The sequence below is a fragment of the Zunongwangia mangrovi genome (assembly GCF_900112105.1).
Classification (GTDB): Bacteria; Bacteroidota; Bacteroidia; order Flavobacteriales; family Flavobacteriaceae; genus Zunongwangia; species Zunongwangia mangrovi.
Window position 1 is genome coordinate 298,655 of sequence record NZ_FOKV01000002.1, and the last position, 12,643, is coordinate 311,297.

The 12,643-nt window shown below is 36.6% G+C and carries 13 protein-coding genes; 10 read left to right on the plus strand and 3 right to left on the minus strand.

The window, feature by feature from the left end; all coding sequences use genetic code 11:
* Positions 1 to 23: 23 nt before the first annotated feature.
* From BM201_RS07530 to BM201_RS07570, 9 genes are all read left to right on the plus strand, one after another.
* Positions 24 to 1,163, plus strand: coding sequence for an ABC transporter substrate-binding protein (locus BM201_RS07530; RefSeq protein WP_092541189.1), 1,140 nt, complete (start codon positions 24 to 26; stop codon positions 1,161 to 1,163).
* Entirely contained in the window at positions 1,163 to 2,194 is a 1,032-nt protein-coding gene (locus BM201_RS07535) for an iron ABC transporter permease (RefSeq protein WP_092541191.1), read from the plus strand. Before BM201_RS07530 ends, BM201_RS07535 begins: the two co-directional genes overlap by 1 nt.
* Entirely contained in the window at positions 2,195 to 2,995 is an 801-nt protein-coding gene (locus tag BM201_RS07540) for an ABC transporter ATP-binding protein (protein WP_092541193.1), read from the plus strand.
* A 190-nt stretch (positions 2,996 to 3,185) separates the two neighbouring features.
* A complete protein-coding gene (gene rmuC / locus BM201_RS07545) occupies positions 3,186 to 4,586 on the plus strand; it encodes a DNA recombination protein RmuC (protein ID WP_092541195.1) in 1,401 nt (466 codons plus the stop codon).
* A complete protein-coding gene (locus tag BM201_RS07550; RefSeq protein WP_092541197.1) occupies positions 4,583 to 5,722 on the plus strand; it encodes a serine hydrolase domain-containing protein in 1,140 nt (379 codons plus the stop codon). The genes rmuC and BM201_RS07550 overlap by 4 nt, the downstream gene beginning before the upstream one ends.
* A gap of 1 nt (position 5,723) precedes the next feature.
* Positions 5,724 to 6,092: a 6-phosphogluconate dehydrogenase gene (locus BM201_RS07555; protein ID WP_092541199.1), complete on the plus strand. Its 369-nt coding sequence runs from the start codon at positions 5,724 to 5,726 to the stop codon at positions 6,090 to 6,092.
* Positions 6,089 to 6,640: an acyl-CoA thioesterase gene (locus BM201_RS07560; protein ID WP_092541201.1), complete on the plus strand. Its 552-nt coding sequence runs from the start codon at positions 6,089 to 6,091 to the stop codon at positions 6,638 to 6,640. Before BM201_RS07555 ends, BM201_RS07560 begins: the two co-directional genes overlap by 4 nt.
* 2 nt (positions 6,641 to 6,642) lie before the next feature.
* Positions 6,643 to 7,605 (plus strand): bile acid:sodium symporter family protein, encoded by a 963-nt coding sequence (locus BM201_RS07565; protein WP_092541203.1) that lies wholly within the window; start codon positions 6,643 to 6,645, stop codon positions 7,603 to 7,605.
* A gap of 109 nt (positions 7,606 to 7,714) precedes the next feature.
* On the plus strand, positions 7,715 to 8,173 hold the full coding sequence (locus BM201_RS07570; RefSeq protein WP_092541205.1) for a hypothetical protein: 459 nt from the start codon (positions 7,715 to 7,717) through the stop codon (positions 8,171 to 8,173).
* A gap of 10 nt (positions 8,174 to 8,183) precedes the next feature.
* On the opposite strand, the gene BM201_RS07575 is transcribed toward BM201_RS07570, so the two are convergent.
* From BM201_RS07575 to rpmH, 3 genes are all read right to left on the minus strand, one after another.
* Positions 8,184 to 8,588 (minus strand): DUF423 domain-containing protein, encoded by a 405-nt coding sequence (locus tag BM201_RS07575; RefSeq protein ID WP_092541207.1) that lies wholly within the window; start codon positions 8,586 to 8,588, stop codon positions 8,184 to 8,186.
* 183 nt (positions 8,589 to 8,771) lie between these two features.
* Positions 8,772 to 11,624, minus strand: coding sequence for a carbamoyl-phosphate synthase large subunit (carB, locus tag BM201_RS07580; RefSeq protein ID WP_092541209.1), 2,853 nt, complete (start codon positions 11,622 to 11,624; stop codon positions 8,772 to 8,774).
* Positions 11,625 to 11,727: 103 nt separating this feature from the next.
* A complete protein-coding gene (gene rpmH / locus BM201_RS07585; protein WP_013071475.1) occupies positions 11,728 to 11,886 on the minus strand; it encodes a 50S ribosomal protein L34 in 159 nt (52 codons plus the stop codon).
* A 152-nt stretch (positions 11,887 to 12,038) separates the two neighbouring features.
* Here rpmH and BM201_RS07590 point away from each other — a divergent pair, with 152 nt between their 5' ends.
* On the plus strand, positions 12,039 to 12,554 hold the full coding sequence (locus BM201_RS07590; RefSeq protein WP_092541211.1) for a hypothetical protein: 516 nt from the start codon (positions 12,039 to 12,041) through the stop codon (positions 12,552 to 12,554).
* The last annotated feature ends 89 nt before the right edge of the window (positions 12,555 to 12,643 follow it).

Consider the following 12,643-nt stretch of genomic DNA (forward strand, 5'->3'; position numbering starts at 1 on the left):
TTTTGAAGTCAAAATTCATTCTTGTGAAAAAAATCGGAATCCTTTTTATTTTTCTCTTAAGCCTTTCCTGTAAAGATTCAGAAAAGTCTGAAAAATCTACTAAAAACCTGCATGGACAGGAAATTGAGATCTCTTACGCAAACGGATTTTCGATCACAGAATTTGATGATTACAGCATTATCGAAGTAAATTCTCCCTGGCCGGAAGCCGAAAAAAGCTTCCGCTACTTACTTGCAGAAAAAGAAGCCAAAATTCCTGCAAACTTAGAATTTGATCAAATAGTGACGATTCCTGTGCAAAAAATTGTGGTGACTTCAACAACACATATTCCAGCTTTAGAAGCGCTAAATGAAACCAAATCTTTAAAAGGTTTTCCCGGCCTGGATTATATTTCTTCCGAAGAGACAAGAAGTTTAATTAATTCCGGAGCGATAAAAGAGGTTGGAAAGAACGAAAGCTTAAATACTGAAGTCTTAATCGACCTTCAACCAGATGTTGTAATAGGTTTTGCTATTAATGCTGATAATAAAAGTTTTAGCACGATTCAAAAAACAGGAATTCCTGTAATTTATAATGGTGAATGGACCGAATCTTCAGCACTTGGAAAAGCCGAATGGATCAAGTTCTTTGGCGCACTTTACGACAAATCCGAAGCCGCAGATTCGATATTCGATACTATTGAAAGCAATTATAATTCGGCTAAAAAACTGGCTGAGACTATCGAAAATAAGCCCAGCGTTCTTAGTGGATCTATGTTTAAAGATCAGTGGTATGTGCCTTATGGAAATAGCTGGCAGGCGCAAATGATCAAAGATGCGAACGCAAACTACCTTTGGGCAGACACCAAAGGTTCAGGAAGTCTTTCTTTGTCTTTCGAATCGGTTTTAGATAAAGCTCAAAATGCTGAATTTTGGATTAGTGCCGGGCAGTTTACATCCTATTCTGGGATGTTGAAACAATCGCAGCATTATTCGCAGTTTAAAGCTGTTCAGGATAAAAAAGTATATTCGGTAAGTATGAGCAAAGGCGAGACCGGCGGTGTGATCTTTTACGAACTTGGACCCAATCGCCCAGATCTCATTCTAAAAGATCTAATTTCGATATTTCATCCGCAGCTTTTAGAAAATTACGAACCTACATTTTTTAAAGCGCTTAACGATTAATGCAACATACCGGGAAATACGTATCGATATTATTGATTTTAGGGCTCTTTTTAGTTGCGCTAATTTTACTGAATATCAGTTTAGGATCGGTAAATATTCCTGTAAAAGACATTTTTTCCTCAATTTTTAATACTGAAGTTTCCAAAGAAACCTATCGCTACATTGTTTTAGATTATCGATTACCAAAGGCTTTTACTGCTATAATCGCCGGATCTGGACTCGCAATTAGCGGATTATTGATGCAAACCATGTTTAGAAATCCGCTTGCCGGGCCTTATGTTTTGGGCTTAAGCAGCGGTGCTAGTTTGGGCGTTGCGATCGTAATTATGGGCGCAACCTTGATTGGCGGAAGCTTTGTAGCTTTGGCGCTTTCTAAATGGACTTTGGTTATTGCATCAAGTTTGGGAAGTTTAATGGTACTTTTTGCGGTTGTTTTAGGATCGGTACGATTAAGGGACACGATGGCGATCTTGATTGTGGGATTGATGTTTGCCAGTTTAACCGGTGCTGTGGTGAGTATTCTCAGCTATTTTAGCCCGGCTGCGCAGTTACAACAATATATTTTCTGGTCTTTTGGGAGTCTTGGCGATCTTTCGTGGGCAGAAGTTGGTATCCTTGCTATTTTCTGGTTTTTAGGAATTAGTTTGGCAATTTTCTGCATCAAAAATCTAAACAGCTTATTGCTTGGCGAAGAATATGCACGCAGCCTGGGAGTTAATATTAGTCAAAATCGAATGCTAATTATTATCGCTACCTGTTTACTGGCAGGTAGCATTACCGCGTTTTGTGGCCCGATTGCCTTTATAGGATTAGCAGTCCCACATTTAATTCGGCAAATCTTCCCCATAAACAATCATCTTATTTTATTGCCGGCAGTAATTTTAGGCGGTGCCATTTTAATGCTTATTTGCGATATCGTAGCGCAATTCCCAGGAATGGAATTTACATTGCCAATCAATGCTATAACTTCGCTTATCGGTGCTCCTGTGGTGATTTGGTTACTCATTAGAAAACAAAAATTCCTGTTTTAGATGAAATCAAATGCTGAAAATATCACCCTAAAAACATCGAATCTGGAGATTGGTTATCAGGATAAAAACGGAATAAAATCGATTGCTGAAAAGATTGATCTTGAAGTTCACAAATCTGAATTAATCGCGGTAATCGGCGTAAACGGAATCGGAAAATCTACGCTATTACGAACAATTTCAGGAATCCAGCAAGCACTTTCTGGAACAGTTGAAATTGAAGGTAAAACCCTGAACGCACTTAACGATCTGCAACGAGCTTCACAAATTAGCTTGGTACTTACCAATCAGCCTATTTCAAAGAATCTAAGTGTTTTTGAATTGATCGCTTTAGGACGCCAACCCTATACCAACTGGCTGGGAAAACTATCAAAAATAGATACCGAAAAGATCGAAAATGCCATTAAGCTAACCTCTATTGAATCTTTAAAAGATCGAAAGTGTTACGAGCTTAGTGATGGCCAATTGCAACGCGTTTTAATTGCTAGGGCGATTGCTCAGGACACGCCAATCATCATCTTAGATGAGCCAACTACGCATCTTGATATGTACCACAAAGCTTACGTGGTAAAGCTGCTGAAAAAGCTCGCGAAACAGACCAATAAAACAATCATTTTTGCTTCTCACGAGATCAATTTAGCGATACAAATTTGTGATAAGATCATCTTAATGCATCCCGAAAAAACACAAATCGACACTCCTAAAAATCTAATTTCATCTGGAGCATTTCAGGATTTATTTCCAAAAGATCTGATTCATTTTGATGAAATTTCAGGAGCTTTTCGAATCAAAAATGAAGATTAAAATTCGCTGAAAAATCAGTCTTTTTTTTTAATCAAAAATCGACATTAAATAAATTGAATTTTGAACTATTTTTTTTTATAAAAAAAAGCCCGAAAATAGTGCATCATTTCAATTAAAATCTAGCTTAATTTTTATCGATTTTAGGTCTTAAAAAACTTATCATTATATTTGAAACAAACCCACTTATTACATGGATCAAATTTTGCCATTTTTAGTAGTTTTTATCGTTGCTTTAGCCTTAGGATTCGTTTTCGGGAAGCTAATTTCAGGATTAAAATCAAAAAACAAATCAGCTATTCAAGAAGAAAAAAATAATCAACTTTTACTTGAAATAGACAAACTCAAACAACTGGAAAATAAAAATTTAAACGAATACAAAACAAACCTAGAAAACACTAAAAATGACTTGCTAATAAAATTAGCAGAGGTAAAAACAGAGCGTGAAGACATCAGAAAGGAAAAAGATTTCTATAAGAACGAACTTACCCGAAAAAATGCCGATTACGAGCATCTTTTAGAACGCCAAACCGAGCAGAAAAAAGACCTAGAAAAGCTTCAGGAAAAATTCAGTATTCAGTTTGAAAATCTGGCGAATAAAATCCTCGAAAATAAGTCAGAAAAATTCACCAATTTAAACAAGGAAAATATTCAGAATATCCTTTCTCCTCTTCATGAAAAAATTCAACTTTTCGAAAAGAAAATCGAGGAAGGAAATAAAGAAAGTATTGATAGGCATGCGATGCTTCGGGAACAAATTATTGGCTTAAAAGATCTCAATTTACAAATGAGTAAAGAAGCGAATAATCTTACCAAAGCTTTAAAGGGCGATACCAAAATGCAGGGCAATTGGGGCGAGATGGTTTTGGAACGTGTTTTGGAAAAAAGTGGGCTGCAAAAAGATCGTGAATATAGCGTGCAACAATCTTTTACTACCGAGGATGGAAAACGTGTTTTACCCGATGTGATCATTAATCTTCCCGGCGAGAAAAAAATGATCATCGATTCTAAAGTTTCTTTGAATGCATATGAGCGCTATGTGAACGAAACCGAGGAAGGCGAAAAACCACTTCATCTTAAAAATCATCTTATCGCGCTTCGAAATCGGATTAACGAACTCAGCCATAAAAATTATCATCAGTTATATGATGTAGAAAGTCCGGATTTTGTATTGCTTTTTATCCCGATAGAAGCTGCTTTTGCGGTAGCTTCGAATAATTATCCTAATTTGTACAGCGAAGCTTTCGATAAAAATATCATTTTGGTGACGCCAACGACGCTTTTGGCCGTTTTAAGAACCATCGATAGTATGTGGCAAAACGAAAAGCAAAAAGAAAACGCTATTGAAATTGCAACCCAGGCAGGAAAATTATACGATCAATTCACTAATCTTACTGAAGAACTTTTAAAAGTCGGCAAACAATTGGGCACGGTACAAAATAGTTATGATGGCGCTATGAAAAAGCTCACCGGAAAAGGTAATTTGATCTCTAGAGTAGAAAAACTGAAAAATCTTGGCGCCAAAGCCAGCAAACAGATCGATACGAATCTTGTAAAAAAATCCTCAAACGAACTTCCTAATCTTAATCCATGATAAAAGCATTTCGATTTTATATAATTCTGTCTCTAATTTTTATAAGCTCGCTACAAGCGCAGCAGGTTTATTTTCCGGCTTTTGAAGAATGGCAGGAAAAAGAAGTCTCAAACTATGATTATGATTTTTCTGAGGCTATAAAATTTGCTGAAGAAAATGAATATTCTGAGTCACGAGATCTTCGCCAGGCAATTTTAAAAGGATTTATGAGCGAACCCTATCATAAACTTTTAGGTCCTGTAAAACGACGCGGTGGCCCTGCAGGAATCATTTTAAAAGATGGTTACCTGGTTTCAAAATGGGGAGATACCAAACGGGTGGATATGACCTTTAGCGTTACCAAAAGTTTTTTATCGACCACTGCCCTTTTGGCTATTGACAGCGCTTTAATTGCTCCTGAAGATCTGGTTAAAGATTATGTTTGGGATAATACTTTTGAAGGTGATCACAATGCAAAAATCACGTGGAAAAATTTACTTCAGCAAAATTCAGATTGGTCTGGCGAATTGTGGGGTTCTTACGATTGGGCAGATCGCCCGCCTAGAGATGGTAATATTGATAGCTGGCGCGCTAGAGAATTACACGAACCGGGAACTTATTTTAAATACAACGATGTTAGGGTAAATGTTTTGGCTTATTCGCTGCTGAATGTTTTTAGACAACCTTTGCCAAAAATCCTGAAATCTAAAATAATGGACCCTATTGGTGCTTCTACAAGCTGGCGCTGGTATGGTTACGATAATTCCTGGGTGACCATCGACGGACTAAAAATGCAATCTGTTAGCGGTGGTGGGCATTCTGGCGGCGGAATGTTTATTAATACTGAAGACATGGCAAGATTTGGATTGTTATTTATGAATAATGGAAACTGGAATGGGAAACAGCTAATTTCTGCTGAAGTAATAAAAGAAGCCATGCAACCTTCTACAGCCAATCCAAATTATGGCTTTATGTGGTGGTTAAACCCTGAAAAATCACAAAAATGGGAAAAAATTGGCACTCATATTTTTTATGCTGCAGGATTTGGTGGTAATTTTATTGTTGTAGATCAAAAAGAAAATCTTGTTATTGTAACCAGATGGTTAGAACCTTCGAAAATCGAAGACTTCTTAAATCTTGTGTATAAGAATATTTAGAATGAAAAAAGTCCTTTACTACATTCTTGGTGGTATTTTCCTATTGTTTTTAGTATACTTCGCCTTTGCCTATTTTGCAACCTACAGTGAAGGTACACGTACCGGAGAACTTATAAAATTCAGTAAAAAAGGTGTTGTTTTTAAAACCTGGGAAGGTGAAATTAGCCAGGGAATAAGCGGCGCGCAGATCTTTAGTTTTTCAGTATTAAAAGAAGATGAAGATGTAGTTACGGCATTACGAAAAAACGAAGGTAATTACGTAAAATTATATTATGTAGAACGCTACGCTACGTTTGTTTTTTGGGGTGACACCAAATATTTTGTCACCAGAGTTGAAGAAGCACAATCCCCACATTTTAGAGATAGATGACCAATCAAAAAAAATTTAAAAGAGTAGAAGAATCACAGGTAACCATATCTGAACTTATGTTACCTAATCGATCTAATTTTAACGGAAAAATTCATGGAGGCTATGTGTTATCGCTTCTGGATCAAATCGCTTTTGCCTGCGCTTCAAAACATTCGGGTACGTATTGCGTGACGGCCAGTGTTGATACGGTAGATTTTTTAGCACCGATAGAAATTGGTGAATTACTTACCATGAAGGCCTCTGTAAACTATGTTGGTAGAAGTTCTATGGTTATTGGGATTCGTGTAGAAACCGAAAATATACAAACCGGCGAAAAGAAGCATTGTAACTCATCTTACTTCACGATGGTGGCTAAAGACGATAGCGGAAAATCTGTAAATGTTCCCGGATTGATCTTAGATAACGATCATGACATTCGCAGGTTCACCAAAAGCATCAAAAGAATTAACTACAAAAAACATAGATCTGACGAATTTGATGAAACCGATTTTGTTTCAGAAAATTATCTACACATGTTAGAAGATTATAAAGTTAAAATAGAACGCTAGTTTTGAAGTTTAACGGATTTATCGTTTCACTTTTTGGTATTATTTTACTGGCATACTTCCTTCCGCAGGGAAATGATGTATTGCCATTAAAGACCATAAGTGATATAGGAATTAGCTTTATTTTCTTTTTCTACGGATTAAAGCTTGCTCCGCAGGAAATAAAACAAGGGCTTTTAAACTACAAAGTGCATATTATCGTACAACTAACCACCTTTGTTGTTTTTCCGCTCTTAGCACTCACCTATTTACCTTTGTTCGAGCAAGGCAAAGATTCTGAATTATGGACGGCTATTTTCTTTTTAGCAACTTTGCCATCTACCGTAAGTTCTTCGATCGTGATGGTGGCCCTGGCAAAAGGAAATTTACCTACTGCGATCTTTAATGCAAGTTTATCTGGATTGATCGGGATTTTTGCGACGCCAATCTGGCTGAGTATAATTTTAGGTAAAAGTGCCGATTTTCAGTTTATAGATGTTCTTTTAAAATTAGGATGGCAAATTTTAGCTCCGCTTGTACTCGGACTTATTTTGCAGCGTTTTCTTGGGGATTGGGCTAGAAAACACAGCAAACAGCTTGGACTTTTCGATAAAGGAATCATCCTTGTCATTGTTTACAGTAGTTTTAGTAATTCCTTTACTTCTAATTTGTTTAATACAATAGATTTTGGCGGTTTTATAAAACTGATATTGGGCGTTTTAGTCCTATTTTTTGTAGTGTTTTATCTTACAGCTTTTGTTAGTAATCTTATAAAATTATCAACTGAAGATAAAATTACGGCCCAGTTCTGCGGAACCAAAAAATCTTTGGTCCACGGCTCTGTTATGGTAAAAGTGATCTTTGGAAATTCTGCAAATACCGGTTTGTTGTTGCTTCCAATTATGCTTTTTCACTCTTCACAACTAATTTTGATTGCCTATTTTGCTGAAAAATATAGAAAAAGAGATCCTGAAATTGCTGAAGCTTAATACCGAATAAATTATCTCGGGGAATTATACCCTTTGGCGGTGCCAATAAAATTTTGTTAAGCGATTGGCGTTTATTGAAAGACCCTTTACCTTTATAAAAAATTAAGACATGAAATTTCGACTACTTACTCTTGGCTTAAGCAGTATTTTAATAATCTCCTGTAAAAACGATAAAGATCAGGAAACTAAAGAAACTGAGACTTTGGTTGAAGCCCAGCAGTATGAAGAAGAAGAAACTAAGATCCCGGTAAAAATGTGTTATTTATACGCCTCAGCAACCGATACGATAAGTCTTAATATTCAAAAATTAGATGAAACTATTTCTGGAAGCCTTATTTATATGCTGAAGGAGAAAGATATTAATCGCGGGCAAATTTCTGGAAAGATGAAAGGCGACACTCTTTTTGCTGAATATTCCTTTATGAGTGAGGGCGAAAACTCGTTTAGGCCAGTTATGTTTTTACAAAAGGACAACCAACTTATAGAAGGTTACCTTACAGAAGATAGTACTTCTTATAAATTCAATGAAGATTTCGCCTTAACTCGCACCAATTGTGGTGTGAATTAGAAAATTCATCTTATTGCGCAGGATTTAAATAAGTAGCAATTTCAGCAATATTGATCGTAAATAAGATCCAGCCAATAATAAGTATAAGTCCGCCTAAGGGTGTTACAGGTCCCAAAAACCGCATTTTTTTACCCGCAGCGTCACTTAAAACTAATCCGTAAATACTGAACGAAAAAAGTAGTACACCAACTACAAAGCACCATCCTGTAACTTGCTGAGAAACCTCCCGAAACGGAAAAGCGATCGCCGTAATGATAAGAATTAAAGCGTGATACATTTGGTAGCGTACGCCGGTTTCAAAACTTGATAATTGATCTTCAGACAATCTCTTTTTTAGCGCATGCGCTCCAAAGGCACCAAAGATTACGGCTAAAGTTCCGTACACACCCCCTATAATTAAAAAAATCTCTTTCATTCTTTATAAAATTAATTCTGTTTTTGTCGAATTTCAGGATAAATTCAGCATTGAATATTTTTCAAAATAAACTACCTCAAGGCATTATACCTTTTGGCGGTGCCAATAAAAAAATCCTCTGTAAAATTCAGTTTAATAAAACCTAAAAATACAGAGGATCTTATATAATTATCTAAGCTGTTCTTATTTGCTTAGGTACATTTTTCTACGTGTATAAAGATTATAGAAATCATCGTCTTTAAGATCTTTGATAAATAAGATACTTTCTCCTGTACTCTTCATCTCTGGCCCCAATTGTTTATTTACTTTATGGAACTTTTCAAAAGAGAATACCGGTTGCTTAATCGCATATCCATCTAACTGCGGATTAAAGTTAAAATCTTTGATCTTTTTATCGCCAAGCATCACTTTGGTCGCGTAGTTTACGTAAGGCTCTTTGTAAGCTTTCGCGATAAACGGAACTGTTCTGGACGCTCTTGGGTTTGCTTCGATGATATAAACTTTGTCATCTTTGATAGCAAACTGAATATTAATTAATCCCACAGTATTTAATGCTAGTGCAATTTTTCTGGTATGGTCTTTAATTTGTTGCAGTACTAGATCTCCCAGTGTAAAAGGAGGGAGTAATGCATTAGAATCACCAGAGTGGATACCACATGGCTCGATATGTTCCATGATGCCGATGATGTACACATCTTCACCATCACAGATCGCATCAGCTTCAGCTTCGATCGCACCGTCTAAATAGTGGTCTAGTAATAATTTGTTGTTAGGAATCTTACGTAAAAGATCTACAACAGTTTCTTCTAATTCCTGCTTATTGATCACGATTTTCATTCCCTGCCCACCAAGAACGTAAGAAGGACGTACTAGGATTGGGAAATCTAATTGATCTGCTAACTTAAGTGCTTCTTCAGCATTTTCTGCAGTACCAAATTCTGGATAAGGAATATCGTTGTTTTGAAGAAGTGTAGAGAAACTACCACGATCTTCAGCAAGATCTAGTGCTTCAAAACTAGTTCCCATAATTTTGATTCCGTAGCGCTCTAATTTTTCAGCAAGTTTTAAAGCTGTTTGTCCACCAAGCTGAACAATTACTCCTTCTGGCTTTTCATGACGAATAATATCATAGATATGCTCCCAGAATACTGGCTCAAAATAAAGTTTATCGGCAACATCAAAATCTGTAGAAACCGTTTCTGGATTACAGTTGATCATAATAGTTTCGTAACCGCATTCTGAAGCTGCTAGAACTCCGTGTACACAGCTATAATCAAATTCGATTCCCTGGCCTATTCGGTTTGGTCCAGATCCAAGAACAACGATCTTTTTACGATCTGTAACTACACTTTCGTTAGAAGTATATTTATTACCGTCGGCAGTTTCTATCTCTGCTTCAAAAGTTGAGTAATAATAAGGCGTTTCTGCCTTAAACTCGGCTGCACAGGTGTCTACTAGTTTGTAAACCCTATTAATATTTTGTTCGCTGCGCTTGTTATAAACTTCGCTCTCCAAACATTTTACCATGTAAGCGATCTGTCTATCTGCAAAACCTTTTTGTTTTGCTTCTAGCATTAGATCTTTTGGAAGTGAATTTATATCGTAGTTGCTAATTTCTTTCTCTAACATGTAAAGCTCCTCATACTGCTTAAGGAACCACATATCGATCTTAGTGATATCGTGGATACGGCTTAGCGGAATACCTGCCTGAATAGCATCATAAATCACAAAAACACGATCCCAGCTTGCATACGTAAGCTTTTCTATAATTTCTTCGTACTTGGTATATCCTTTACCATCTGCACCAAGACCATTTCTCTTGATCTCTAAAGACTGAGTTGCTTTATGCAAAGCCTCCTGAAATGAACGGCCAATACCCATTACTTCACCAACCGCTTTCATCTGAAGTCCTAAAGTTCTATCTGAACCTTCGAACTTATCGAAGTTCCAACGAGGAATTTTTACGATCACATAGTCTAAAGATGGCTCGAATAAAGCTGAAGTAGATTGCGTAATTTGATTATCTAATTCATCTAAAGTATATCCTAGTGCCAGTTTTGTTGCAACTTTCGCAATTGGATAACCAGTTGCTTTAGAAGCTAATGCAGAAGATCTTGATACACGAGGGTTGATCTCGATCGCATAGATTTCTTCTTTTTCATCTGGACTTACGGCAAACTGTACGTTACATCCACCTGCAAAATCCCCAATACTACGCATCATTTTAATCGCTAGGTCACGCATTCTTTGGAAAGCGCTATCACTGAGCGTCATCGCCGGAGCAACAGTGATCGAATCTCCAGTATGGATTCCCATAGGATCCATATTTTCGATCGTACAGATAATCACAACATTATCATTCTTATCACGAAGTAGCTCTAACTCGTATTCTTTCCAACCAAGAAGTGCCTTATCAATAAGAACCTCATGAATAGGAGAAGCTTCCAAACCGCGAGTAAGCATCTCGTCGAAATCCTCTGCTTTATGAACAAAACCAGCTCCACTTCCTCCTAAAGTAAAAGAAGCTCTAATAACTAGAGGAAAACCAAATTCCTGCGCTACTTCTTTACCTTGCAGGTAAGAAGTTACAGTTTTTGCAGGAGCAACGGGTATACCAATACGTCCCATTAATTGCTTAAACTGCTCTCTATCCTCTGTGATATTGATGGCATCGATATCTACACCAATAAGCTTCACATTATAATCTTCCCAGATTCCTTTATCATCAGCTTCGATACAAAGATTTAAGGCAGTTTGACCTCCCATTGTAGGTAATACAGCATCAATGTTTGGATGCGCCTCTAGAATCTCGATGATCGACTTCGTAGTAAGCGGCTTAAGATAAACATGATCTGCCATAGAAGGATCTGTCATGATCGTAGCCGGGTTAGAGTTGATAAGGATCGTCTCTATACCGTCTTCACGTAAAGATCTAAGTGATTGCGTTCCTGAATAATCGAATTCACAGGCCTGTCCGATCACAATCGGTCCAGAACCAATAATCAAAATACTTTTAAGATTGTTGTTTTTGGGCATTTTAAATTGTGTTGTGGTGGTATAAATGTAAGAAGCTATTAGATATAAAAAAAGGCGTTACCTAAAAAGTAACACCTTTAATATTTAAAATCACTAACTATCATTAGTGTTTATGTCTGTTTTCAGAAGATACAGATAATTTCTTTCTTCCTTTTGCTCTTCTTCTAGCAAGCACCTTTCTACCGTTCACACTAGCCATACGCTCTCTAAATCCGTGCTTGTTTTTTCTTTTTCTCTTAGATGGTTGAAACGTTCTTTTCATTTTACTGTATCTTTAAACTTCTGTGAAATCTTTTTAATTGCTCTTTTTAAAACTGCGTGCAAATATACAAAGCTTTTTAACTCTTCCAAACAGAAAATTAAAATATTTTTAAATCTTTTTATTACCTTTGGCGGCTCAAAAATCAATAGACTATGTTCAATAAAAATATAAAGTTAGTTTTAGCGGGATTAGTTTTAGCGGCAGCCGTTTGGCAATTTATCGAAGGATACATTGGCAATGGTATAATGCTTATACTTTTAGCAGGGATCTTTGTATTTTTATATTTTAAGAACGAGATTATTCTTCTAGCTTTTTTACGTTTAAGAAAGCAGGATTTTCCAGGTGCTAAAAAGTGGTTGGATAAAATAAAGGATCCAGAAGGTGCACTTACTAAAAAACAACAAGGTTACTATTGGTATCTACACGGTTTAATGGTTTCTCAAACCAATATCACTCAGGCTGAGAAACACTTTAAAAAAGCAATAAAACTTGGTCTAGCCATGGATCATGATCTTGCTATGGCGAAATTGAATCTTGCGGGAATCGCTATGACGAAAAGAAGGAAACGCGAAGCCACCAATCTTCTTGCTGAAGCCAAAAAACTTGATAAACATGGTATGCTTACCGACCAGATAAGAATGATGAAACAGCAAATGAAAAAGATTTAAGCTGTAAATCTTGATTCTCTTCAACTCAAAACTACCTGGAGGCAAGTCTGTAAGTCATTTTTTTAAATCGTCTTTGTATCGAGGCAAGC

Coding starts and splice junctions, on each gene's coding strand:
- BM201_RS07590 (WP_092541211.1), top strand. CDS start 12,039: ATGTTCAATAAAAATATAAAGTTAGTTTTAGCGGGATTAGTTTTAGCG.
- BM201_RS07560 (WP_092541201.1), top strand. CDS start 6,089: ATGACCAATCAAAAAAAATTTAAAAGAGTAGAAGAATCACAGGTAACC.
- rpmH (WP_013071475.1), bottom strand. CDS start 11,886: ATGAAAAGAACGTTTCAACCATCTAAGAGAAAAAGAAAAAACAAGCAC.
- BM201_RS07535 (WP_092541191.1), top strand. CDS start 1,163: ATGCAACATACCGGGAAATACGTATCGATATTATTGATTTTAGGGCTC.
- BM201_RS07555 (WP_092541199.1), top strand. CDS start 5,724: ATGAAAAAAGTCCTTTACTACATTCTTGGTGGTATTTTCCTATTGTTT.
- BM201_RS07540 (WP_092541193.1), top strand. CDS start 2,195: ATGAAATCAAATGCTGAAAATATCACCCTAAAAACATCGAATCTGGAG.
- BM201_RS07570 (WP_092541205.1), top strand. CDS start 7,715: ATGAAATTTCGACTACTTACTCTTGGCTTAAGCAGTATTTTAATAATC.
- BM201_RS07575 (WP_092541207.1), bottom strand. CDS start 8,588: ATGAAAGAGATTTTTTTAATTATAGGGGGTGTGTACGGAACTTTAGCC.
- rmuC (WP_092541195.1), top strand. CDS start 3,186: ATGGATCAAATTTTGCCATTTTTAGTAGTTTTTATCGTTGCTTTAGCC.
- carB (WP_092541209.1), bottom strand. CDS start 11,624: ATGCCCAAAAACAACAATCTTAAAAGTATTTTGATTATTGGTTCTGGA.
- BM201_RS07550 (WP_092541197.1), top strand. CDS start 4,583: ATGATAAAAGCATTTCGATTTTATATAATTCTGTCTCTAATTTTTATA.